21 protein-coding genes and 1 riboswitch are annotated in these 24,541 nt (G+C 61.1%); of the genes, 14 read left to right on the top strand and 7 right to left on the bottom strand.

The annotated features are described in order from the left end of the window. Positions 1 to 392 precede the first annotated feature (392 nt). The gene (locus AX729_RS14205) at positions 393 to 785 is read left to right on the top strand and encodes a hypothetical protein (protein WP_046848461.1); all 393 of its coding nucleotides are present in this window, start codon (positions 393 to 395) and stop codon (positions 783 to 785) included. A 426-nt stretch (positions 786 to 1,211) separates the two neighbouring features. Here the strand turns inward: AX729_RS14205 and AX729_RS14200 are convergent, their stop codons facing one another. Continuing rightward, on the bottom strand, positions 1,212 to 2,165 hold the full coding sequence (locus tag AX729_RS14200; protein WP_046847870.1) for a LysR substrate-binding domain-containing protein: 954 nt from the start codon (positions 2,163 to 2,165) through the stop codon (positions 1,212 to 1,214). Positions 2,166 to 2,296: 131 nt separating this feature from the next. Between AX729_RS14200 and AX729_RS14195 the strand changes: the two genes are divergently transcribed. The 11 genes from AX729_RS14195 to AX729_RS14145 are packed head-to-tail and all read left to right on the top strand — an operon-like array spanning position 2,297 to position 15,945. Beyond that, entirely contained in the window at positions 2,297 to 3,751 is a 1,455-nt protein-coding gene (locus AX729_RS14195; protein WP_046847869.1) for an aldehyde dehydrogenase family protein, read from the top strand. Between the two features lie 30 nt (positions 3,752 to 3,781). Then, positions 3,782 to 5,572, top strand: coding sequence for a thiamine pyrophosphate-binding protein (locus AX729_RS14190; protein ID WP_046847868.1), 1,791 nt, complete (start codon positions 3,782 to 3,784; stop codon positions 5,570 to 5,572). A 34-nt stretch (positions 5,573 to 5,606) separates the two neighbouring features. Beyond that, positions 5,607 to 6,842 carry an ABC transporter substrate-binding protein gene (locus AX729_RS14185; protein ID WP_197433601.1) on the top strand — a complete coding sequence of 412 codons (1,236 nt, stop codon included), beginning with the start codon at positions 5,607 to 5,609 and terminating at the stop codon, positions 6,840 to 6,842. Positions 6,843 to 6,881: 39 nt separating this feature from the next. Next, positions 6,882 to 7,751, top strand: coding sequence for a branched-chain amino acid ABC transporter permease (locus AX729_RS14180; protein ID WP_046847866.1), 870 nt, complete (start codon positions 6,882 to 6,884; stop codon positions 7,749 to 7,751). Further along, complete coding sequence (locus tag AX729_RS14175; RefSeq protein WP_046847865.1) at positions 7,748 to 10,321, top strand: branched-chain amino acid ABC transporter ATP-binding protein/permease; 2,574 nt, start codon at positions 7,748 to 7,750, stop codon at positions 10,319 to 10,321. The genes AX729_RS14180 and AX729_RS14175 overlap by 4 nt, the downstream gene beginning before the upstream one ends. A 32-nt stretch (positions 10,322 to 10,353) precedes the next feature. Then, on the top strand, positions 10,354 to 10,776 hold the full coding sequence (locus AX729_RS14170; protein ID WP_046847864.1) for a cupin domain-containing protein: 423 nt from the start codon (positions 10,354 to 10,356) through the stop codon (positions 10,774 to 10,776). 10 nt (positions 10,777 to 10,786) lie between these two features. After that, positions 10,787 to 11,740 (top strand): NAD-dependent epimerase/dehydratase family protein, encoded by a 954-nt coding sequence (locus AX729_RS14165; RefSeq protein ID WP_046847863.1) that lies wholly within the window; start codon positions 10,787 to 10,789, stop codon positions 11,738 to 11,740. Between the two features lie 21 nt (positions 11,741 to 11,761). Continuing rightward, positions 11,762 to 12,472, top strand: coding sequence for an SDR family NAD(P)-dependent oxidoreductase (locus AX729_RS14160; RefSeq protein ID WP_046847862.1), 711 nt, complete (start codon positions 11,762 to 11,764; stop codon positions 12,470 to 12,472). Then, positions 12,469 to 14,175 (top strand): FAD-dependent oxidoreductase, encoded by a 1,707-nt coding sequence (locus tag AX729_RS14155; RefSeq protein ID WP_046847861.1) that lies wholly within the window; start codon positions 12,469 to 12,471, stop codon positions 14,173 to 14,175. The genes AX729_RS14160 and AX729_RS14155 overlap by 4 nt, the downstream gene beginning before the upstream one ends. Before the next feature lie 34 nt (positions 14,176 to 14,209). After that, entirely contained in the window at positions 14,210 to 15,043 is an 834-nt protein-coding gene (locus AX729_RS14150) for a sugar phosphate isomerase/epimerase family protein (RefSeq protein WP_046848460.1), read from the top strand. After that, positions 15,040 to 15,945 (top strand): NAD-dependent epimerase/dehydratase family protein, encoded by a 906-nt coding sequence (locus AX729_RS14145; protein WP_046847860.1) that lies wholly within the window; start codon positions 15,040 to 15,042, stop codon positions 15,943 to 15,945. The genes AX729_RS14150 and AX729_RS14145 overlap by 4 nt, the downstream gene beginning before the upstream one ends. A 419-nt stretch (positions 15,946 to 16,364) precedes the next feature. Here the strand turns inward: AX729_RS14145 and AX729_RS38620 are convergent, their stop codons facing one another. From AX729_RS38620 to AX729_RS14130, 3 genes are all read right to left on the bottom strand, one after another. After that, positions 16,365 to 16,742, bottom strand: a complete 378-nt coding sequence (locus AX729_RS38620) for a VapC50 family PIN domain-containing toxin (protein WP_061023999.1) — start codon at positions 16,740 to 16,742, stop codon at positions 16,365 to 16,367. Between the two features lie 214 nt (positions 16,743 to 16,956). After that, positions 16,957 to 17,415 carry a helix-turn-helix domain-containing protein gene (locus tag AX729_RS14135; RefSeq protein ID WP_046847894.1) on the bottom strand — a complete coding sequence of 153 codons (459 nt, stop codon included), beginning with the start codon at positions 17,413 to 17,415 and terminating at the stop codon, positions 16,957 to 16,959. 347 nt (positions 17,416 to 17,762) lie between these two features. Continuing rightward, positions 17,763 to 17,975, bottom strand: a riboswitch (cobalamin riboswitch). 365 nt (positions 17,976 to 18,340) lie between these two features. After that, positions 18,341 to 18,778, bottom strand: coding sequence for an SPW repeat protein (locus AX729_RS14130; protein ID WP_057196379.1), 438 nt, complete (start codon positions 18,776 to 18,778; stop codon positions 18,341 to 18,343). Positions 18,779 to 19,476: 698 nt separating this feature from the next. Here AX729_RS14130 and AX729_RS14120 point away from each other — a divergent pair. Next, complete coding sequence (locus AX729_RS14120) at positions 19,477 to 21,246, top strand: carbohydrate porin (RefSeq protein WP_162250053.1); 1,770 nt, start codon at positions 19,477 to 19,479, stop codon at positions 21,244 to 21,246. Between the two features lie 122 nt (positions 21,247 to 21,368). Here AX729_RS14120 and AX729_RS14115 read toward each other — a convergent pair whose 3' ends face one another. Continuing rightward, the gene (locus tag AX729_RS14115) at positions 21,369 to 21,581 is read right to left on the bottom strand and encodes a hypothetical protein (protein WP_057196381.1); all 213 of its coding nucleotides are present in this window, start codon (positions 21,579 to 21,581) and stop codon (positions 21,369 to 21,371) included. Between the two features lie 174 nt (positions 21,582 to 21,755). On the opposite strand from AX729_RS14115, the gene AX729_RS14110 reads away from it, so the two are divergent. Then, positions 21,756 to 21,998: a DUF2171 domain-containing protein gene (locus tag AX729_RS14110; protein ID WP_057196382.1), complete on the top strand. Its 243-nt coding sequence runs from the start codon at positions 21,756 to 21,758 to the stop codon at positions 21,996 to 21,998. A gap of 288 nt (positions 21,999 to 22,286) precedes the next feature. Here AX729_RS14110 and AX729_RS14105 read toward each other — a convergent pair whose 3' ends face one another. Continuing rightward, positions 22,287 to 23,615, bottom strand: a complete 1,329-nt coding sequence (locus AX729_RS14105) for a tetratricopeptide repeat protein (RefSeq protein WP_197433600.1) — start codon at positions 23,613 to 23,615, stop codon at positions 22,287 to 22,289. A gap of 225 nt (positions 23,616 to 23,840) precedes the next feature. Then, a partial coding sequence (locus AX729_RS14095; RefSeq protein ID WP_061023995.1) for a cation diffusion facilitator family transporter occupies positions 23,841 to 24,541 on the bottom strand: 701 nt, incomplete at its 5' end.

The following is a 24,541-nucleotide window of genomic DNA, read 5'->3' as shown; positions in this document are numbered from 1 at the left end:
GAATGGTGGGCGAGATCATCTCGGAATGCTGGGCGACATCGAGCGGAATCCGCAGATATGACTATGACCAAACATAGGCGACGATTGCCGCAACAGCGGCCGTTGCCAGGGTCGCAATCACATTGTCCTTCACTTTTGCGACGAACTGCACGAGCGGCGGCTTGAGAAGCTCTGTGAGGGCGGCAATGCGTCCCCTGGCGGCCTGCGCCGCCGTGCAGCGGATACTTTGCGGACCTTGAATTCGGAGTCTTCAGCTACTGTCATGCCCAACGCGGATCTCTCTGCGAATTTCCAACAAAAACCAGCGGGTGAATGTCGTGGGTCGACAGGGCTATCGACTTCTCCTAAGATGTAGCGGGAGTAAGTTCGCGGAGCCGGGTACGGGTGGGGCAGTGAACTTCCAGGTGACGGTTCTCAAGGTGCTGGTCAGCTATCCAGGCGGGTTCGCCGCCATGGCCGAACTCAAGCGCGATATGGCGATTCTGGCGACCAGCGGACGGGACTGGAGCGAGCGTACGAAACGATTGGCGGCCCGCGTGCCCGACCTGGATATCTTCTCCCAAGGTCTCATCGAGCGGATGAACGGCGGCTGGCGTGTCACTGATAAAGGACGCGCGGTTCTCGAGATCATGGAGGCTCGGCCTGCACCGGTCCAAGCAACGGAGGAGCCGACACCAACCACGACTTTGTCACCGATGTCTTCGATAGCTCCAACTCGACGCATGCGGAAACGAAGCCGACGCCAACGCGACGCTCTCCGGCGAAGACGAGCGATTGCGTCGTGATAAACCTAGCTAACCAGCGGTTTTCGTCTTTCGGGAGATAGGAATATATTCCATAATCTATGTTATGCAGAAATCGAGTTGGCATGAATATGTCGTCTCATAGCATGATGTTGTTCCATAACCTACAGAGTCCAAGGAAGCCGATCCAAAAGAGTCATGGCCTTGTCGCTAAAGAACAGACCATTGAATCGCGCCACCAGTTTACGTCTCACTCCGTCATTCTGGTTTACCTAACGCGCCAGACTGGCGAAACTGTCTGCTGGAACAAACGCTGATTCATCCCGGTATATTCAGCGAAGCGCTGCAGGATTCAAACGAACGATCGACCGCCTCGCGGCGCTTGGTCATGTCACAGCGCGAACGCGTGCTCGAAGGAATGATCCTCGACGCTTCGGATCGCCTTTACTACTGCTCGAACCGGCTTCGTCACGCGGCCTCTCGTCGCTCGATCAATTGGACGCCTTTCCACTTTCGGCCTTCGATCAATTCGCGGGCAACTTCCCGCGTCTCTCCTAGAACCGCCCGGGCGGCATCTGTCATCAGTTCTGCCGATAGCGAATAAAGATAGTTCGTTCGCGTGATGGGAGCGTCGCTGATGGAAAGGGCGCGCCACTTGCCCAACGTCTCGTCGGCCTCGTGCAATGCGGACATCGGCTTGATCGTGGCACCCATCCCTTCGCTCACGCATTGCATCAGAAGCGTCAGGGAATCGATTTCGACGCTCACGTTCGGCTTCATGTTCCGCTGTTCGAACTCCGCGACCACACGTCGGCGAAGGCCGTGAGAGCTGGTTGGCAGGATCAAGGGAATCTGGGCAAGTTCCGAAATCGAGACCGATTTTCGATTGTGGGGGATATAGCCGCTTTTTTCCGGGAAGATCACGAAGAGCTCTTCCTCCAGCAGGGGCTCGGCGCACAGCTTGGACGAGACGTCATTAGTAAATAGTATAGCGATGTCCAGTTGCCCAAGGCGGATCATCTGAGCGACATGACCGCTCATTCCTTCGACGACATTGAGCAGGATGCCGGGATATCTGTTCCGGATACGCTTCATCAGCGAAAGTCCGATGGCCCGCTGAGTAGTCGGTGGCAAACCCAAGGACACCATGCCTTGCAGGTCTGTGACATCCTTTCTCGCAATCGACAGCGCCTGGTCCATCTGACGCAGCATGAAGCGGGCATGATGATAGAGGGCCAGCCCGTTTTCCGTCGGGACGACGCCGCGCGAGGAGCGCTGAAGCAGCGGTTTCCCGACTTCGTCTTCAAGCTTGGCGACCTGCTGGCTCAGCGCCGGTTGGGCGACGAAAAGGCAGCGGGATGCTTTGGAGAGACTTCCACTTTCAACGATCTGAGCGAAATAGCGAAGCTGACGAAGGTCCATGGAAGCCTCATCCCCGAGGCGCCGCGAGTTGGCTATACGGCGCGCTTATAGCCATCAATGGAAAACCCTATTTTTGCGATTGTCAAACCTGCCCTAGCTTGCATCCGTGAACGAACAGGAAGGAGCACGGGGTGGTAACCATCGGCGCGCAGCGACTGTCGACCAGGGAATTACCCGCCTGCAGGCTCCTGATCGCCGGGAAATGGCAGTCTGGCGCGAGCGAAGTGGACGTCCTTGACAAGTTTCACAATCGTCCTGCGATGGTGGCGCAACTTCCAAGTGCCGAACAGGTTGGCGTGTGTGTGGAGGCTGCATTTTCGGCTTTCAAGGCCAATGCGCTCTCTCCTTATGAGCGAGGCGCCATTCTTGATCGTGCAGCGGCAAGGCTCGAGGCGCGTGCAGACCAGCTCGTCGAGGTGCTGCGTCAGGAGGCGGGATTTCCTCGGCGCGATGCGCTGGGCGAGGTGCAGCGATGTGCCGCGACGTTCCGGCTCTCCGCTGAGGAGGCGCGACGCCTCTCGGGTGACATGATTCCGCTGGAGTCGGCCGCAGGGCAGGTAGGTCGGATCGGATTTACGCTCAGAATGCCTCTTGGTGTGGTTTGCGCGATCACGCCGTTCAATGCACCCCTGAATACCGTTGCGCACAAAGTCTGCCCGGCGCTCGCGGCCGGCAATGCCGTAATTCTGAAACCGTCGCTCCATACGCCGATGACATCCTGCATTATGGCGGAGTGCCTGCTGGAGGCAGGCCTGCCGCCCGGTCTGCTGTCTGTCCTCCACGGCGATGCGGAGGTCGCGCAATGGTTGATCAACGAAAAGAATATTCATTTCTACGCGTTCACCGGCAGCACGCAGGTCGGTCGCGCGATACAGCAGCGCGTCGGTCTGCGCCGAACCCAGATGGAGCTGGGCTCCATCGCGCACTGCATTCTTTGCAATGATGCCGATCTGAATGTCGCCTTGCCGAAGGTCATAAACGCGAGCTATCGCAAGGCAGGTCAAGTCTGTACGTCGATCCAGGTGCTGCTCATCGACAGATCGCTCGTGGACAAGGTCGAGCACCGTCTGGCGGAACTCGTCGCCGCGCTGCCGTTCGGCGACCCGGCGAACGAAAATACCGTGGTGGGTCCGGTCATCAGCGAAGCGGCTGCGGTTCGAGTTGAATCCTGGATCGTACAAGCCGTGAAGAGCGGCGCGCGCCTTCTGGTCGGCGGCGGTCGCAGCGGCTCGGTTGTTCATCCGGCGCTGTTGGCCGACGTCTCGAAGGCAACACCGCTGGGCTGTCAGGAGGTTTTCGGACCTGTCCTGACGGTCGCGCCGTTCGACTCGTTCGACGAGGCGATCGAGCGAGTCAACGCGACCCCTTACGGTCTCGCGACCGGAATCTTCACGCAGCATATCGGGAATGCACTCGAGGCGGCGCGGAAGCTCCAGGTCGGAGGCGTACACATCAACGAAACTCCCAGCTCCCGCGTCGATCTCATGCCCTATGGTGGCTCGAAGGATAGCGGTTTTGGCCGGGAAGGCCCGTATTATGCGATCCGGGAGATGAGCGAAGAGCGCATGGTCACGATCCTGGCCTGATCGAGAAACGCAGCCGGAGAAGAACAAGAAATGAGCAAGATGAAGGGTGGCGAGGTCATCGCCGAGTATCTCGTCAAGCAGAAGGTGCCGTTCATTTTCGGCGTCTGCGGCCATGGCAATGTAGGCATTCTCGATGCGCTTTACCAGGTGCGGGACAAGATCAGCCTGATTTCGCCGCGGCACGAGCAGGCGGCGGGCCATATGGCTGACGCTTACTTTCGCGTCAAGCACAGTCCGGTCGCGACGTTGACGTCAACAGGTCCGGGCTCGGCGAATATCGTGATGCCGCTGATCACAGCCCTGTCGGACTCATCGGCGTTCATGGCAATCACGGCAAACGTGCCGACGTCGCAGGCCAATCGTGGACCCTTCCAGGAGCTCTACGCGCACAATCAGGCCGACTTTGCTCAGGTCATGCGGCCGGTGGTCAAGCGGACGTTCCAGCCCACGCGCGTCGACATGCTGCCCCTGGCGTTGCGCCAGGGCTTCGACACGATGGTGACCGGCAGGCCAGGCCCCGTGAACTTGGATATTCCATACAATGTCTTCCAGGAGGAGGATGACGTCGAACTGCCGGCGCCGTCACACGTGCACGGCGGGCATCGCCCCAATGCCAGCCCCGCGGATATTGCGAAGGCGCTCGACCTGCTGAGCGCTTCCAGGAAACCGGTTTTCTTTGTCGGGCAAGGGACGACGCTGTCCGAAGCCAGCCCCGAGATCACGGCGCTTCAGCAGAAATACGGCATCCCGGTTATCACGTCTCCGAATGGCATGGGTCTCGTGCCCTCCGGCGACCCGCTGACGCTGGGCTTTATCGGGCGCAACGGTGCCTATCCGGCCAATCAGGCCGGTCGTTTTGCCGATCTCGTGATCTGCATCGGAACGCGCTTCGACGACCGCTCGTCATCGTCATGGCACCCGGGCTATTCCTGGAATTTCCCGGAGACCAAGCTTATCCAGGCCGACATCGATCCCGCGGAGCTCGGGCGCAACTATCCGCCGACGCTCGGCGTCATCGCCGATGCCAAGACCTTCGCGGCGCAACTGCTCGACGGGATGGCCGAGCGGAAGGACATTCGGCGGGAGAACTTCGAGCCGTGGCGCGCCGAGGTTGCCGGTTGGCAGGCCGAATGGGACGCGTTCGTCCGTCCTCACTTCAAGGACGTGACGACGCCGATCCGGCCGGAATATGTGGTCGACGCGCTGACCGACATCCTGCCCGACGATGTGATCCTGTCGCTAGATTCCGGCGTGCATCACAATTGGTTCATGCAGTTCTGGAAGCCCCGCCGGGCGCAGAGCATGCTCAATAGCTGGGGCTATTCGTCGATGGGCTTCGGCGTGTGCGGCGTTCTCGGTGCGCACCTGGCGGCGCCCGACCGCACCTGTGTTGCGGTCGTCGGCGATGGCGGCTTCATGATGGCGCCCCATGTGGTTGCGACCGCGGTCGAGTATTCGCTGCCCTGCATCTGGATCGTGTGGAACAACTTCGCCTGGGGTGCGATCCGCGACATTCAATATGGAATGTTCGGAGGCAGGGAGCTCGGGACCGCCTTCTACAAGGGCAATCAGGGGCCCGGCGGCGAACGATACAATCCGGACTTCGCAGCGTGGGCGCGTGCCTGCGGCGCCGATGGCTACACGGTCACCAGGAGCGAGGATCTGCGCGGTGTCGTGGAAACGGCGATCAAGAATCGCCGACCTTGCGTCATCGATCTGCATGTCGATGCCGAGGTGCGTCCACCGTCCACGGGGACGTGGCAATTGCCGCCCGTGCCGTACAAGGAGCCGGTCTTCGGTAAACCGCAGCGGCTGATCTGAAGCAATAAGTCGATCAACAAGGGAGGAGAACGTTATGGGTTGGATGGATAGTGCTTGCCGGAAGCTGCTTGCCCGTTTGACGACTGCAGCAATCGCCAGCCTCGCGGCTGCAACTGGTGCCAGCGCTCAGACGGATGATCCAATCAGGATCGGCATGATTTATTCGAAGCAGGGACCCGGCTCGTCGATCGGCCAGTTCCTGGAGCGCGGCAGCGAATTGGCCGTCGAACAGGCCGGCGGCAAGGTGCTCGGCCGCAAGATCGAGGTCATCTGGCTCGATGAATCGGACCCGCAAGGCTCCCAGCAGAACATGCAGCGGCTCGTGGACGAAAATAAGGTCGTCGCCGTCGTGGGCGGCAACTACAGTTCGAATGCGCTCGCCATGATGAGCGTGGCCAATCGCGCGAAGATTCCGCTCATCCTGCCGGGAGCAGCCGCGAGCGAAATCACGGGCAAGAGCTGCAGCCGCTACGTCTTCCGTACCCAGGCGACAGTCCCGGTGCAGACGAGCGGTCTGATGCCCTACATCGCATCGATCGGGAAGAAAGTCTATTTCCTGACAGCCTCATATGCGTTCGGTCAGGACATACTGCGATCGTCGCGAGCCTTGCTGGGCAAGACCGGGCTGACCGAAGCGGGCTCCGACGAGGTGCCGATCAACACGGCTGACTACTCATCCTACATCCTCAAGATACGGCAAGCCAAGCCGGACGCGATCATCGGCGGCCTTGTCGGCGGCGACTTCTCCACCTTCCTCAAGCAGTGGAATGAGATGGGGATGAAGGAGAAAATCCCGTACGGCGCCATAGCGGTGACCGATACGGATTTCTGGGACGTCGGCCCGCAGGCCTCCAGCGGCATCTACATCAAGCCCTGGTACTATAACAATCCCAAGAACACGGCAGCCGAGAAGGCGATGACCGAAGCGTTCCAGAAGAAGTACGGCCAGCCGCCGTCGGACAAGACTTGGTCGGGGTGGATTGCGATGCGCGCGCTGCTGGAGTCGATCGAGGCTGCGAAGTCGACCAAAGCTCAGGACATCATTGTCGCTCTAGAGAAATGGAAAAACACGGAAGGATTGCTGCCGTACTACTTCCGCGAATGGGACCATCAGATGGTCCGGCCTGCCGTCATCGTGCAGGTCAAGAAGAACATCACCGACAAGTGGGATTTCTTCGAGGTCCTGAAGGACACCTCCGCTACGGCGGAAGAGACCGAAAAAGCCTTCGGGACCAAGGAAGAGATCGGCTGCAACATGCCGGCGCTCTGAAGTAGCCCCCGTTTTGATACCCGTTGGCGAGTTGGAAACATGACCGACATCATCATTTCGCAAGTCGCCAACGGCCTCGTCCTGGGCTTTCTCTACGTCCTGATCGCGGTCGGCCTGTCGATCACGTTCGGGCTTCTTGGCGTCATCAATTTCGCGCATGGCGCTTTCTTCGCGCTGGGCGCTTACGTGTCCTGGCAACTCTTTCGTTGGTTCGGATGGGGAGCTGTCGCCCTGGCTCCGATCGTCGTTGCTGCCATAGGCATGGCGACGGAGTTCCTGCTGATACGTCGGCTTTACGGGCGCGAGCCTCTTCTGAGCCTCATCGTGACGTTCGCACTGGCCTTGTTGATCGAGGCTCTCATTCGCGCAACCTGGGGCGCGGACGGCAAACCATTCAACCCGCCGCCGCCGCTCGCGGGCATCGTCGAGCTGGGACCATTGCTGATCACAAAATACCGGGTGGCGGTTCTGGCCGCGACGTCGACGGCATTGCTCGGCCTCTGGGCTTTCCTGTCCTGGACGCCTTATGGGCGGATTCTGCGTGCCGGAAGTCGCGATCCCGAGATGGTTGAGCTGCTCGGCATCAAGCTGCCCCGCGTCCTTACGGCGGTATTCGGCCTGGGCTGCGGGCTTGCCGCGATCGCGGGGCTGCTTGCAGCCCCGCTCTGGACCGTCTCTCCGTCGATGGCGGCGAATGCAGTTATGCCCGCATTTGTAATTGTTGCAATTGGTGGGCTTGGGTCGTTGCGGGGCGCCGTGGTGGCGGGGCTCGCCGTTGGTGTCGTGACCGCTCTGACCATCCAGTTCTGGCCGGCGGCGTCGACGGCCTCGATGTACGTGCTGATGTTCGCGATCATGCTTCTGCGCCCTCGCGGCTTGTTCGGTGAACGCTGGGAGCGCTTCGAATGAAAGGGGCGTTGCTCGGGCGTGTGTCGCGCCATCCCATTGCGATCATTGCCGCCGTATTGCTTGTTGCCTCGGCCATTGCGCTTGGCATCGGCATGCCGGTTGCAAGAGTGACTCAGATTGCGATCTACACTCTTTATGCGGCCGGGGTGAACTTCCTGATCGGGTATCTGGGCTTGGTCCCGTTCGGCGCATCGTTCTTCTTCGGGACTGCAGGTTACGCCGTGGCGCTGATCGGAACGCGTCTTCTCGGCGGGAACGAACTGGGCGACGTTCTGGTCGCAGCCGGTTTTTCGATGCTGCTGGCGCTGACGGTCGGTGCGGTCATCCTCCGCCGGCGAGGCCTCTACTTTTCACTGCTCACGCTCGCCTGCTCACAGATCGCCTTCGAGATCGCGTTCAAGTGGACGGACGTCACTGGTGGAGAGAACGGTATCCAGGATGTCGCGCGGCCCCTGTTTACCTCGGCGCTCGAGTTTCACTGGTTCGCGCTCGTCGTCGTCCTCGGCATGTTGTGGCTGTTGTGGCGGATCGCTCATAGCCCGTTTGGCCGGATGATGCAGGCGCTGCGCGACAACGAGGAGCGTGTCGCCAGTCTGGGCTACAACACGTATCAGACGAAACTCGTCGCCCTCGTCATCGCTGGCGGGGCGATCGGGATCGCCGGCGGTCTGATGGTGCTATTGCTGCAGGGAGCTTACGCCAACAATCTGAGCTGGCAGCACGCCGGCGATCCGGTGTTAATGGCGGCTCTGGGCGGAGTTCATCACTTCCTCGGACCTCTCTGGGGTTCGATCATTTTCATTGTACTCGAAGATCGCCTCAGCGCCCTGACCGAGAACTGGTGGCTGTTCTTTGCGCCCATTATCATCGCATTCGCTCTGTTGTCGCATGAAGGCGTGCAAGGCATCTTCCAGCGTCTTGTCAGGCGCGACCGCTGGACGCTGACGCGCGACGGCATTTCACCGCGTCCCGCGAAGATCGTGCCGTATACGCCGGCCGCCGCGAAAGGGTCAGGCGACGGGGGCGCGCCGATCCTTCAGGTCCGAAACCTTTCCAAGCGCTTCGGCAACATCGTCACCCAGAACGACATCTCGCTGGAGATGAGCCGGACGGGTCTACACTCCCTGATCGGACCGAATGGCGCGGGCAAGACCACCTTCTTCAATCTCCTGACCGGCCGCTACAAGCCGGACTCCGGCGAGATCCTGTTCGAGGGCGGGTCGATCAACAGCCTGCCGCCCTACAAGCGGGCGCGGCTGGGGATTGCGCGGTCGTTCCAGATCCTCAGCGTGTTTCCCAATCTGACGGCCTTCGAAAACGTGCGGGTCGCGGTGCAGGCCTCCAACAGGACCTATTTCAGCCTGTGGGCCGACGCACATGCCTCGGAGAGCGTCAATGCGCGGGTCTGGGGCCTCCTGGAGGCCGTCGGCCTGACCGAACGAGCGGCTGAACTCTGCGTCTCGCTGTCTCACGGCGAAAAGCGCCTCCTCGAAATCGCGGTCTCGCTCGCGATCGACGCCAAGCTGCTGCTGCTGGACGAACCCTTGGCGGGTCTGGCGGAATCCGATCGTCGCATCGTCGGCGAACTCATCCGCCGTCTGGCGCAATCCCATGCCGTCCTTCTGATCGAGCATGACATTGATCGGGTCCTGGCAATGTCGGACCGCATTACGGTTCTGCATCAGGGCCGTCTGATTGCCGACGGCAAGCCGGCGGAGGTCGCACGGCATCCGGAAGTGGTCGCCGCCTATCTCGGCGATGCCCATCCGGTGCAGGAGAGCGGGCAAGTTGTGGTTCTTCCGACGAGGAAGGGCGGCGCGGCTGTGCCGGCCGACCAGGCCCCGCTCCTCGAGCTCAAGGGAATAAGCGCTGGCTATGGCGGCAGCACCGTGCTCGAGAACGTCGATCTGGCCGTTCACAAGGGCGAGGTCGTCGCCCTGCTCGGGCGTAACGGCGTCGGCAAGACCACGCTGCTGCGCGCGGTTACGGGTGTTCTGCACCCGTCGGAAGGACAAATGTCGTTTGAAGGCCGCGATATATCGAAGCTGCGGCCCAGCGACATCAACAGACTCGGCATCTCGCTGGTGGCCGAGGGGCGGCGGCTGTTTCCGAACCTGACAGTACAGGAGAATCTCAGGCTTGCCGCGCGGCCGGGGGGCGCGTCGATGGAGGAGATATTCGACCTGTTCCCGAAGGTCGGAGCTCGAATCCGTTCGCGCGGTGAAACCCTCTCCGGCGGTGAGCAGCAGATGGTTGCGATTGCGCGCGCCCTGATGGTGCCGTCCAGGCTCATCCTGCTTGACGAGCCGTTCGAAGGCTTGGCGCCCGCCGTGGTCCAGGAAGTGCGCGACGCCGTTGGACGACTGTCGACGAGGGCGAGCATGGTCATCGTCGAGCACCATGCGGAGAGCGTCCTCGCGATGGCTGACCGTGCCTATGTGCTCGTGAATGGTCGTGTAGCCTACGGTGGTGCCGCAAGCACCTTGGCGATGGACAAGGCGCAGTGCGAGCGGCTGCTCGGCGTTGTCCAGGCCGATGAGGTGGGGCAGCGCACCCCTGCGACAATGTGAAATTCGAACCGATCAACGACTGGAGACAACGCATGACTATCGTGGCGCCCGCCCCAAACGCATTTGCGGATGCGGAAAAGAAAAAATACGCGGTGACTCGCAACCTCGCCGAACTGCAGTGGATCCAGTATCCGGGCCACTTCAACCAGGCTCTGTCGAAGGCGATCGTCACGCCCGAAACCACGGGCAGCCGGTTCTTCGATCACCGCATTTCGACCTACGAGGCAGGTGCGCATGTGGAATCCCATGTCCACAAGGTGCAGGAGCAAATCTACCACGTGCTTGCCGGCGAAGGCGTGCTGGTCGTGGACGGCGAGCGTCGCGTGGTGCGTTCCAACGACGTGACCTTCATCCCGCCGGGCGTCGTGCATGAGTTCCACAACACGGGCATCGACCCTCTGGTGTTCCTCGTGATCACGAGCCCGCCGACCGACGAAGAGCCGGAGCCGCGTTGAGAGAAAAATCGTGAGCAAGAAGATTCTCGTTACGGGTGGCTGCGGCTGGCTCGGTGGCGCCATCGTCAGGGCGCTGCTCGACCGGGGTGATACGGTCGTTGCCGCGGATATCGCGGTTTCGCCCGCAATGACCGCGCTTGCCGCGAGCAATTCCCGGCTGTCGGCCGAGGCGGTCGACTTTGGCGAGTGGCATCAGGTCGTGCGGTTGTTCGAAAAGCATCCGGTCGATGCGGTAGTGCACACGGCAGCGATCGTGGGCGTCGTCTTTGCAGCGGACGCCCCGATCAAGACGCTGCGCGTCAACGTCGAAGGTTCGATCAACGTCTTCGAGGCGATGAGGCTGCGCAAGGTTCGGCGTGTCGTGCATATCTCGACGGAAGAGACCTACGGCGATTTCCAGGCACCCAGGATCGACGAGGACCATCCGCAGAAGCCGGCCAGCGTCTATGGTCTCACCAAGCTGGCAGCAGAGCATTACGGTCGGGTCTATTCACGCGACCACGGCCTTGAGTGCATCAACGTACGCACGTGCTGGGTTTACGGTCCGCACCTGCCGCGCCTGCGATTGCCGCGCACCTTCATCGAGGCGGCACTCCGGGGCGAGCCCTATCATCAGACGGAGGGTGCAAATCTGGCCGTCGATCAGGTTTTCATCGACGACACGGTCGACGGCACCCTGCTCGCGCTCGACAAGGAGAAGCATCGTTTCGATGCCTACAACATCGCAACGGGCGAGGCTCCGACGCTCCGGGACACCGCAGATGCGGTCAATGAGGCGATCCCGGGGGCCCGCATTACGGTCGGCGACAGCGGTGTCTATCGCCATGGCGGCGTGGTCCCGACCGCCGTCAAGGGGGCGCTCGACATCAGCCGTGCGCGCGCCGAGCTCGGCTATGAGCCGAAATACGACATCAAGAAGGGCATCGCGGCGACGATCGCCGCGACCCGGGCAAGCTTACGGTAAGCGAGAGTTCGAGGAACAGAAATGACCAAGCCTTCACCCGTAGTTCTGATTTTCGGTGGCTCGCGCGGCATCGGCGCCGCCTGCTGTAGTGCGTTCGAGAACGCGGGCTGGCAGGTGGCCAGCACCTATGCGGCGGACGCGCCCGCAAAGCCGGTCGGGCGTGCATACAAGGTCGATATCCGCGATGCCAAGGGTGTGGCCGATGTCTTTGAGCGCGTGACCGCGGATTTCGGCGTCGCGCCGATTGCTGTCGTGGCCAATGCCGGCATCAACCGGCCGCCGCGTCCGATGGCGGACTTCCCCTTGGCGGATTTTCAGGAGCTCGTCGACGTCAACATCGTCGGCGCGTTCAATGTGCTGTCCGAGGCCGCGCGGCGCGTGCCGAAGGGCGGCTCGATCGTGGCATTGACCACATCGATGACCGGTTTGGGAATTCCCGGGGGAGGCCCCTATACCGCAACGAAAGCGGCGGTCGAGAGTCTCGTGCGGTCGATGTCGAAGGAACTGGCGGGCCGCGAAGTCCGCGTCAACGCAGTCGCTCCGGGGCCGGTCGATACTGACCTGTTCCGCGCGGGAAAGACGGAAGAAGCCAAGCAAAGATCGGCGGCAATGAGCCCGCTGAACCGCATTGGCCGCGCGGAAGAGATTGCCGAGGTGGTGCTGTTCGCGTCCTCGCAGAACGCCTCGTGGATCACGGGGCAGATCATCCGGCCCAACGGCGGCATGATATGACCCCTGCGGTGGCCGATGCCTGGGACGCCATCGTCATCGGCGCGGGAGCGGCTGGTCTGACCGCGGCCTGTACGGCGGCCGCTGCGGGAAAATCCGTGCTCGTGCTCGAGCAGGCGGATGTCGTGGGGGGCACGACCGCGATTTCGGGCGGCATGGTCTGGCTACCGGTCAACCACAAGATGGCCGAAGCCGGGCAGCCCGACAGTATCGAGGCTGCGCGGACCTATCTATCGGTTACCGTGCCCGGCAAGAGGCGGGATAAGCTCGAGACCTTTCTGGCGCGGGCCGACGACGCGCTGCGGGATCTGGAGGCGACGACGTCGCTTCGATTCCAGCCCGTGCCGACCTATCCGGATTACTATCCGGACCTGCCGGGCGGAACGGCGGGTGGACGCGTTCTCGAACCTGTGCCGTTCGACGGCAGGCAGTTGGGCCGTGCATTCGGGCTCGTGCGGGACCCTCTGCCGGAGTTCACGCTGTTCGGCGGCATGATGGTCAGCCGCAAGGACATTCCACACTTTCGCCGCGCGATGAAGTCGCTGCCGTCGACCCTGCGCGTCACGCGGCTTCTGTTGGACTACTTCCTCCAGCGCCTCAAGGCGCGCCGTGGCACGTCGTTGTATCTCGGCAATGCATTGGTCGCGCGCCTGCTTCGGTCCGCACTCGATCTCAAGGTGGAGATACGGACCGGCGTCGGCGTCGAAAGCCTTGAGCTCGGACCGGACGGCCGTGTCTCGCTGGTCGTTGCACAGGATGCGCAGGGACGATCGACCAGGCTCGTGGCCCGCCGCGGCATCATTCTCGCCACCGGCGGCATCTCGCATCAGCCCGAGATCCGTCGCAACTATGTCCCCGAAGCTGCGGGAACGCTGACTGCAACGGTCAAATCCGGTCCGCAGCCGCGGGGAGCCGTCCTCGCCAGTGCCTTGGGTGCCAGCCTGTCGTCATCGACAAGGGAAGGGGCGTTCTGGGTTCCGGCCTCTACCTTTGTCCGCGCGGACGGCAGCGCAGGCGTCTTTCCTCACACGGTCACCGACCGCGCCAAACCCGGCCTGATCGCCGTCGACTGCAATGGCCAGCGGTTCGTCAACGAGGCTCTGTCCTACCACGAGTTCGTTCGTGCGCAACTCTCGCACGCCAACAGTGCGATTCCAGCCTGGCTGATCTGCGACTGCGGCTTCCTCTGGAAATACGGTCTCGGCAAGATCAAGCCGTTTTCGACATCGATCAAAGGCGATATCGCGTCTGGCTATCTCATCGAGGCTGCATCCCTTGCGGACCTCGCCAAGCAGATCGGCGTGCCGGTCGCGGCCCTGGATGAGACTGTGCGCAATTTCAATGTCGGGGCAGAGAAGGGGGAGGATCCGGAGTTTGGTCGCGGCGGTGATGTCTACCAGCGCTCGCTCGGGGACGCCGACGTGAAACCAAATCCGTGCGTCGGACCGATCAAGCAGGCACCGTTCTATGCCGTCAAGGTCGTGCCGGCCGATTTGGGCATGTCGGCGGGCATCGTGACGGATGCCTCGACACGGGTTCTCAGACCGGACGGGACGGCCATACCGGGCCTCTACGCCTGCGGTAACGACATGGCGTCAGTCATGGAGGGGGCCTACCCGGGACCGGGAATTACGCTGGGTCCGGCTCTGGTGTTCGGATGGATCGCCGGCAAAGAAGCGGTCAAGGCACACCAGGATGCGCGTTAGCCACGAGCGTAATGCCACTGAAGGAGAGCAGGTCATGATCACGATGGGCATCAATACCTACGCCTACGCCTGGACGACGCCGGTGATCGATTGCGTGCGCCAGCTTGCGGACCTCAACTACCGAACATTCGAGTTCCTGGTTCACCCTCCTCATCTGCCGCTTGCCGACTTCGACCAGTCTTCAAGACGCAAGCTCGCGGCGCTGTTGGACGAGGTAAAGGCTTCCGATTGCGCGATGAACCTTCCGAGTCTTGATCACAACCTGGCGAGCCCATGGCCCGAGGTGCGGGCGGCTTCAATCGAGATGTTCAAGCAGACAATCGATCTGGCGTCAGACATCAATGTGCATTGGGTGGTGACCGTGCCCGGCCGAATGAGCCCGTTGGCGCCGCCTACCGTCGAAGCTCGTACGAACTGGATGCGTGACTCGATCGAGAAATTGCTGCCCTACGCCCAGGCGAAGGGCATCAAGCTGGCCATCGAGAATGTCCCGATGGCATCGTTCCCCGATGCGAATACCCTCGGGACATTCGTCCGCAGTTTCAAATCTGAAGACCTCGGCGCAACTTACGATGCCGCGAACGCCTATTTCATTGGTGAGTCGCCCGCTGAGGGAATTCGGAAGCTCGCCGACGTCCTGCGCATCGTGCACGTCTCCGACACGACCAGGAAGATTTGGCGTCATGATCCGATCGGCACCGGCACGGTGCCGTTCGCTGAGGTCGCCGCCGCCCTCAAGGAGATCGGCTACCACGGACCAACGATGCTCGAGATCCTCGCGGATGATCCGGGGACCGCGATCCCTCAGAGCCATCACCTTCTGGCAAAAGTAGGCTTTCCGCCACAATCGACGGGACGCCCGTCATGACAAAGCTTGTACTGGTTACCGGGGCGGCCGGACTCCTCGGTCGGTTTGTCGTCGAAGAATTGTTGTCCAGTGGATATCGCGTCCGCGGCTTCGATCGCCGACGCGGCAAGGCTGATATCGACTGGCGTGTCGCGGATGTCACGGATGCAGTTGCGGTCGCCGACGCGCTAAAGGACGTCGAGGCCGTTCTCCATATCGCCGCCGTGCCGAATATCTGGTCGGGGGACGGGCAGACCATCATGCGTGTCAACGTGCAAGGTACCTACACGGTGCTCGAGGCTGCCGAGGCCGCCCGGATCGAGCGCTTCGTATTCTGTTCGAGCGATTCGGTAGCAGGCTATACGGTGCGCGAAGGTCGCATGTTGCAGCCACTCTATGCGCCACTCGATCTCGACCATCCGTTGCTGGCCACCGATCCCTATGCCGTCAGCAAGATATTGGGCGAAGATCTCTCCCGAGCTTACGCATTGCGCGGAATGTCGGTCGTGGCTCTCCGGACGGTCTTTGTCGCCTACCCGGAGATGGCACCGGAGATTGTCGCCCGTGCTAAGGATCCGGAGAACTATCATGGGCCAGCGGCCGGGGGGCCGTCATCGGCCGGAGGAGGCCCGCTTCACCATCACATCGATGCCCGTGATCTCGCCCGCGCATTCCGTCTCGCCATGGAGATGAGGATGCCGAAAGGCGGCTTCGAGAAATTCTATCTCTCGTCGCAGGTCACGCTTTCACCCGAGCCAACGCTTGATCGGTTGCGTCTTCTGCACGGGAGCGCCGTCGAGATCCGCAGTCCGGAGGTCTATAGACGGCAGCCGTTTGCGCCGCTGTATGACCTTTCGCACGCGCAACAGCGCCTGGGATTCGTTGCCGAGTACGATCAACGGCACCTCATTTCCAGGGTATAGAAGGTATTACATTTTTAGCGAGTTGAGGCAGAGTCGGATATCTAATCGACCAAACCCGCTAAGACACGGTTGTCGGAAAAAACCACGCCGTCGACATGGAAGCAGACCCTTGGTAAACGTCATCCATTTGATGCCATTATGTCGAAAATCAATAGCGGCTGTTTTCATCCTGCCGCAACGCTGCCCTGTTCCAGCGTTGCGCAACGGGGGACACAGGGCGCCTGATCATCGAGTCCGAGGCGCAACAGTTTGGCCGAGGATGCGACATCGCATCAATGCAGGTCCGGCTGATCTGGGGAGATGGGCGTCGATGTGAGTTCGCATCGTTGATTGATTCGCATAATACTCATTATGGAATATCCGAAGTCGAGTTTGCATCAAGATCGCGTTGCCAAAAGCCCGTCTGGTTGGCTACTGACCTAGAGGGATTCCACGTGCGGCCTTAGCACGTCAACCGTCTCAATCAGTCCCGCAGCTTCCATTACGAGCAAGAGCTCCGCCGGCGTCATTTCCGGTTTCTTGAAGCGTTCGCGCATACGCCGAATGGCTGCAACAGCGCGAGCTTCGTCGAGTGCGATAGTATCCGCAATGAAAGCGTCGGCCGATTTCGCCTCCATGTTCAGGTCGGAAAGAATTGCCGCCGGAAAGTCCTTAAGGTTTTCCGTTACGATCATTGCGGCTTCCGTCTTGGCCGCCGCAGCAACAACGTGGTGATCGTTGGGATCGGGCAGACCCGCCGCAACCGGCAAGAAGTTATCAAAATCTGTAACCATGGCGTCTTCGAAGGCAGCTTCCATGCTGGCGCGCGCCCGCTCTGCGCGCGCCGCGGCGTCGGCGAACCCTTGCCGGTCAAAATTTCCTCGATAGCTGTTTCGGACTCATCCAGGACGGGGCTCGACCAGCGGAGACGAAAAAATTCCGCCTCCGCCAAGGAGAGAAGCAGATTCCTTTTGAGCGCGCTTGCAAGCGAGCACGCATCGACGAATGCGGTGAAGCGGTTTGCAAACAAGCTTACAGGTGCTCCGCGTCCTGCTCAGCGAGATTCGCAAGCGCTTTGCCCCGCTTTTCATCACGCGTGCGCTTATAGGCGAATAGATCCTCTGCCCTAATCCTGCGATGACGCCCCACTGTCACGTGCTGAATTTCGTCCTTCTCGAGCAGCGAGACCAGAAACGGACGCGAGACATTCAGGATGTCGGCAGCTTGCTGCGTAGTCAACATCTCATGCACAGGCACAAGCGTCACCGCATCGCCGCGACCGATATGCCGCAGCAATTCCATCAAGAGACTCGACAGGGCCGGCGACAAGGTTATCTCAGCAGCCTGCTGTGCATCGTCGAGCACTCGCAGTTTGGCATCTCCCGTCGCATGCGAAGCGAGTATCTGACGAAGCTGGTTGGCTGCCGCCTTCTCGCTCGCGGAAGGCAGGCGAGTACCTCCCAGCTCTTCAGCGTAGGCTGGCATCGTCATCGTATTTTCTCCCCTATACGGCCTTTTGTATAGGCTATATTCGAAATAAACGCAACAAGTGAAATAAACGAAACGCCCCTAAAGTTCCTGGCCAGCTGCTGGGCCTCCCTCCCTTTGTCCCAAGCTGATTGGGAACTTTTGGCGTTGCCGCGCCTCATGGACTGGTCGGCTAGGAATAAATTCCAAAATCTATGTTATGCGAAATACTGCTGCAATATCAGTATATTAAGATAGAATCGGACAAACCGCAATGCCGAGGTTGCTGAGGTACCCACAGACGCTGCAAAATCGCCAGCAGAGGGCTACCGGCGAAGCATGCAAATGACCGCCGGTACACCTCGCCCGTGGACGTTCAGGTATTCACGGCAGATCTCCTCGGCTCGCAGCTCGTCGCTCGCTCCCGTCTTCCCGATGCAAATGCACCGGTGACGATTGTCCGGAAGCAGCTCGCTGCTGACAGTTGTCGGGGAAGCGCCGGAATTCCGCGCCCGAGGCACGGTTCACCGGCTTCCTCTTAACCACTCCGCCTGCGATGGGTGGACGCGCAAGCGAACGTTACGCAGGCGCGACTCCAGCGAACAAGAAGCATATCAAAATTACCGCGTCGCCGTTGCCACCATGAAGGGCCTCGTCGGCAATCCATTTCATTCGCCTTGGCGCGGGAGAGCGCACGATGAGAACTTCAGTCGTCCTTGTCGTGATTGCAGCCGCCGCAGACGCATTATCCGGTGACCGCTACTTTCCCGGCTGGCCGAAAAATCGAGTAGACTCATCGAGTAGACTAGCATGCTTACGACTGACCTCGACGGCCTTCCTGATGAAGTGCAAATGATCAGTCCGTGCGACTCACAAAACCCCCGAGTCTCCAACTGGGCTTTTCTTGCGATCGCGAAGCAGCAGCGTCTATCCAGACCAAGGCGCTAGACTAGCGTTCGTATCGCGCCAATTCCTCGTCGCTCAGTCTCCAGTCTTGCCAGAACTCATAAAACCCGAGGAGCGCGACCAGCGCGCCTAAGAAAAAGTGCCACCATCTCAGTTGGCCAGTTGCGGCATAACTGAGCACAAAGGGCGAGGCCATCAGCCAAATTCCCGCCAAGACCTGGCCGACTTCTTCCCAGCGATTACGATGAGTCAGCTCAAAGGTGGCGAAGATAAACACTACAAGACCAACGACCAACGCGTTGAGCATCAAGGCGTGGTTAATTGGTCTCCCGATAATAAATTCCAGGAATGAATTGTGCCAAACGTGGCCTCTCGTTGCGCCCGCAATAAAAAAGGGGGTCATTACAATAAGTATACCAAGGAAGATGCCAAGATAATCTTCCCAAGTTCGGTGCGACTTCAGGAAAGCGATGCGCGTCATCGCCAGCACCCCACGATCGCATTTGCAACGCGCCTAGCGAAGAGGCTGCCACCTTTATTGACCACCGTTTGGCGGCGAACCTGAGGCATGCGCTTATAAACCTATAAGTGGTAAGGCTAGGGTTTGGTTCCAGGATGTCAGTCGGCTTCCAATTTTTTTGGACGACGATCCCCCGGCTTAGGGGGCAGTCCGCCGTCGGCGCCATCGAGTTCGTGATGCGCGAAGCAGACAGCGGATCGCCGCTCGTCGCGCTGAAGGTACAGAGAGCAGCGGTCTCTATCTCAAGCGCATTTACGCCTTTTGCCGCGGTCTCAGCCTGAGAAAATCGTGGAAGGCCTCCGGAGGACCGCGATGCAATTGAACCGAACGCGACCAACCTCGACATGATGTCGGCATCACACGGCCTGGAACTTAATAGTTGCCAAGCCTCCGTAGCTGTGTCGAATACCTTCCAGAGAGGCGGACGATTGAAGCGATGAAAACGGCTTTCCTGGGCATAATCCTGGCGGCAGGCACGGCCGTAGAGGGATTTTCGGCTGACTTCGGCAAGGGCGGTGCCGGCGAAGCCGTGGATTGGAGCGGCCCCTTCGTCGGCAGCCATTTTGCCTATGGCATGGGTAGTTCCCAGTATTCCTTCGCCGGATCAGGGTCAGGCCCCGTCGTCCGGATCGATCGACCTGTCGAACTCCATCAATGCAATGAAAGGGACGGGCTCCTACGCAATCGGACTGGGCGCCGGCTACAACTACATGCTGCCCTCGCGCGTGGTCCTGGGCGTCGAAGGCGATCTCACCTTCCCGAACACGATTTCCGGAACCGCTCCCGTCCTGGGCGCGCAGGGTTCCGCATCCCTCACCGAGACCGTGCTGACCTCAGGCACGCTGCGGGCACGCCTCGGGTACTCGCCCGGCGCCTGGTTGTTCTACGCCACCGGCGGCCTCGCATGGAGCTACGACCGGGCAACGCTCGGTCCGCCCGACGGCACTCTGGGCGAGAAGATCGGGTTCACTCGCCTTGGTACAGCATGGGGTGTCGGCGCCGAAGTCGCGCTCTCGGCGAACTGGTCGGCGCGGTTCGATTATCTCTACACCGACTTCGGGTCGAAGGAGAAAGCGTTCAGCGGCACGGAGCGCCTGTCCTTCGATCTCGCTGTGCAGACCGCCCGCCTCGCCGTCAACTACCGCTTCGGGCAGAACGGACAGAAGGCCCTTCAAGACGGCCTGACGCCGTTCGACACGGACCAGTTCAGCATCCATGGGCAGACGACCTATCTGCAGCAGTACGCAGCCCCATTCCGCTCGCCCTACACTGGGACGAACAGCCTCATTCCGAACCAGACCCGGCAGACCTGGGACGTGACGCTCTACGCCGGCTTCAGACCTTGGGCCGGCGGAGAGTTCTGGGTCAATCCGGAGATTGATCAGGGATTCGGCTTGAGCTCGACCCTGGGCGTTGCGGGCTTCCCGAGCGGCGAGGCCTACAAGGTCGGGGCCGCAGCGCCCTACGCCCGCATTCCGCGCGCCTTCTTCCGCCAGACTTTCGATCTCGGCGGAGAGACCAAGAAGGTCGACGCCGACATCAACCAGTTCGCCGGCACGCAGACCACCGACCGTGTCGTCCTGACCGTCGGAAAGTTCGCGGTCACGGACGTGTTCGACACCAACAGGTACGCCCACGATCCCCGCAAGGATTTCATGAACTGGTCGGTTATCGACACCGGCACGTTCGACTATGCGGCCGACGCCTGGGGCTTCACATACGGCGCCTCCCTCGAGTGGTACAAGGGCGACTGGACCTTCCGCGGCAGCATATTCGACCTTTCGATCGTTCCCAACAGCACCGAATTGGATCCGAGCTTCTCGCAATTCCAATGGATCGGCGAGATCGAACATCGCCACGAAATCTGGGGCAAGCCCGGCAAGGTCGCCGTGACGGGGTTCTTGACGCGCAGGCGCATGGGCCGCTTCGATGACGCCGTGGCCCTCGCGCAGGCCACGGGCACTGCCACCGACGCCGCGCTGGTCCGGCGTTACCAAAGCCGCGCCGGCATCAGCGTCAATTTGGAGCAGGAGGTCACGAAAGATCTCGGCGTCTTCGCTAGAGCCGGCCTCGCCGACGGCACCAAGGAGTCCTACGAATTCACCGACATCGATACGACGGTCGCGGCGGGCCTCTCGCTCGCGGGATCTGCCTGGAACAGGCCGAACGACACGTTTGGCCTCGCCGGCGTGGTCAACGGGATCTCGCAAGCCCGCCGGACGTATCTCGATGCCGGAGGTCTCGGCATTCTCGTCGGCGACGGTCGCCTGCCGAACTCCGGCCCGGAGAAGATCCTCGAAACCTACTACAGCTTCCCAATGTGGTCGTGGCGCGCGACGCTGGACTACCAGCTTGTCGTCAACCCGGGATACAACCGCGACCGCGGACCGGCGTCGATCTTCGGCGTGCGCGTGCGCTCGCAGTTCTGAGCAGCCCACCGCTCTATCGCGTAGCACCGCAAACTAAAAGGCCGCCCGAGGGCGGCCTTCGTCTTCGATCGACCGTCTGGCGGATGTTTGGAGGACATCGCCGCCCAGCGTCGCGCGAAGTTTCAATAGCGATGGCCGTGCCCGCGCTTGATGACGACGGTCCGGTTGCCGTGCATCCTCATGCCGCGATGCATGTCGCCGCCATGGTACCCGCGCATCTCGGCCCGCGCGCCATGTCCACCATGATGTCCCTTCTTCACAATCACCGTCTCCGCCGAAGCCGGCAGGGCGAACGACACGGCCAAGCCGATTACCAAAAGACCAAGCTTCTTCATCTTCAATTCCCTTTCTCCAGTGTTTACCCAAGTCACACGTCGTCGTGGCGTTCCCTTCGGCGGACGACTGCGGTTGCGAACGCAAGGGAAAAGGATCGAGCCGGGCACTTGCCGTCGGGCAACTTTGCATCGATCCGCGCGTTTCAAACTGTTCAATTCATAGGAGGCTTTCCGATGCCGGGCACGACGCAGATCAAGGAACATATGGATGTCATCTCGTCCGACAAGAAAATCGTCGGCAAGGTCGACCACATGGAAGGGACCGACAAGATCAAGCTGACGAAGCAGTGCTCGCCCGACGGCGACCATCACCACTTCATTCCTGTGTCCTGGGTCGATCATGTCGACCAGCACGTCCATCTCTCCAAATCAGGCGACGAAGTCACGGCGCACTGGCAGCACGAAGGTCGCAAGTAGCTAGGCGACTTGGCCACCGAACCAAGGCGCCCATGGGCCAGTCGATCCTGACTGGCCGCCGGCATGGCGAGAAGAGCCACGCCGGCCGTTCTTGCCACCGGCATGGATAGAGCCGAGCTTAGCCGAACAAGGTGACAATCACCGCAGCTGTAGCGCCGAGCGGACCAATGAGGGTGAGCGACAGGCTCTCGGGAAATGCACGATGCAGAAAATCCCAATCGCCGTCGATGACAACGCTATCAGCGCCAATAACCAACGACGAAGCAAAAACGCAACGGCTGCGGGCTCCTATTTTGAAGTCTTTTCCTCGCGCAGCTCGGCTTGCGCGGCGGCGAAGATGATGTCCACCGGCCGGCACCGATCTACGACGGTCCGCAGCATCCTGCGGCCATCATCCTTCTGTCGGCCATGGCTCAGGAACTCACCGACGAAGAAGTCCGCCTCGCAAAGCCGCCTTTCGCCCTCGGCGCCCGCACTGCCGCCGGCATTTTCGCGCACCCGGTCCATGTCGAGTCTGCCCAAGTAGAAGTCTAGGACCTGACCCGGCCACTGGGAGCGATCCACCCTCGCCGCGTTGCGTTCAAGTTCCTCTCGATCCGGGTTGCCCTGGTGAATGCGGGCGATGTGCATCCAGATGGCGGGAAAGGCGTTCGTCGGCCTCAACCTCGCAGCGATACGCAGATCTTCGATCGCTCCCGCGATCTCGTCCGAATAGAGCCGCGCTCTTCCTCGCCCGAGATAGGTCGCGGGGTTGCCGGGATCGATCGATTGGGCGCGGTCGAAATCGGCCAACGCATCCTTGTAGCGCCCCATCGTCATATAGGCGCTCGCCCTGTTCGACCAGAAAATCGGATCGGTGCCCTTGAGCCGGATGGCCTCGTCGAAATCCCCGATCGCCTTGTCAGTGTCGCCCAGCAGGAGATACATGCCGCCCCTGTTGCTGTAGGCGTCCGCGAAGTCGCGCTGCAGTTCGATCGCCCGGTCGTAGTCCGATATTGCGGCCCGATAGTCCTGCCTCGCGATGAAGGCGTGGGCCCGGTTGTAGAAGGCTTGTGCCGACTTGGGATCGAGCCGGATCGCCTCTTCGTAGCTTTCGATGGCCCGGTCCACCTCGCCCTTGCGTTCGTAGACCGATCCAAGATTGTTGTGAATGAGCGCGCTGGTCGGATTCAACCGAAGGGCTTGCATGAGATCGTCACGTGCCTTGTCGAACTCCCGTCGATCGCTCCACGCTAGCGCGCGATACACGTAGGAGTTCGGGAAGTCGGGCAACAGCGCTATCGCCGCGTCGAAGTCACCCAGAGCGAGATCGCGCAGACCGAGCGCGTCGTATGAGACCCCTCGCCCGTACAGGATAAAGCCACGTTGTTCCGGAGTGAATTGCCCTTGTTTGATGGCTTCGTTGAACAACTGGATGGCCAGTGGAAACTGTTTCCGGTCCTTGGCCGCGAACGCTTCCCGCGCGAACTCACGTGAGGTCTGAGCGGCCGACGGCGAAGCCAGCAAGCACAGCATCAGGAGACTGGACGCCGCAAAAAGCAACCTCAGTCCCTTCGCAAGAATTCCGGTGTCGATTCTCTCCGTGGACCGATTGCCGTTCCGAGCTGTTTTCGTCACGACCGCCCTCAATTCGCGATGCGTCTGGCGGGAAACCTGCCGTCTAGGCGCACACCGCATTCCTCGCAGGAAAAAACCCAACCGCCGACCTCGGTTCGCCAGTCGCCGTCGTGCGGACAGTTCGGGCATGCCACCCTCCCTCTTTCTTTTCCTCCGCCGATCTCGATGTCGAGTGCCGACTTGAGACGATGGAGGCGCTCGAGCTTGTTCTCGGCCTCATCCACGTCAAACCACGTCGTCGGGCGCCAGCGCGCACGCGTTGTTCTCGTCGACTTCGATCTGCAGGGTCGCGTGTCCGATCTTGTGCTCCGTCCGGAGCAGTCGGGCCGACTCCATCAGGAACTCGTCGCCAGGATGCCCGGCGGGCATGACGAGATGACACGTGAGCGCTGTTTCCGTCGTGGAGATTGGCCAGATGTGCAGGTCATGGATCTTGGAGACCCCCGGGCGCTGCAGCAGAAACGAGCGGACGGCATCCATGTCGGTCCCTGCTGGCGCCGCGCTCAAGGACATCGCGACCGAGCCACGCAGAAGGCTCCAGGTGCTCCAAAGAATCACGGCGCAGATAGTGAGGCTCATGCCGGGATCCAGCCACAGCCAGCCGGTCCAGAGGATGAGCGCGGCAGACGCGACGACGCCGGCCGAAACGGCGGCGTCTCCAGCCATGTGCAAAAATGCGCCCTGGATGTTGATGTCGCCCTTGCGTCCGCTCGCGAACAGCATGGCGGTGGCGCCGTTGACGACGATGCCGATGGCGGCGACCACCATGACGGTCAGGCCGGCGACGGGCTCCGGTTCGTACAGCCGGAGTATGGATTCCCAGCCGATGGCGCCGGTTGCGACGAGAAGAAACACGGCGTTCGCGAGCGCCGCCAGGATCGACGCCCCCTTCAGACCGTAGGTGAAGCGACCGCTGGGCGCCCGCT

Source organism: Bradyrhizobium sp. CCH5-F6, from assembly GCF_001556045.1.
Lineage (GTDB): Bacteria > Pseudomonadota > Alphaproteobacteria > Rhizobiales > Xanthobacteraceae > Bradyrhizobium.
This window is presented reverse-complemented; position numbering and strand designations above follow the sequence as displayed.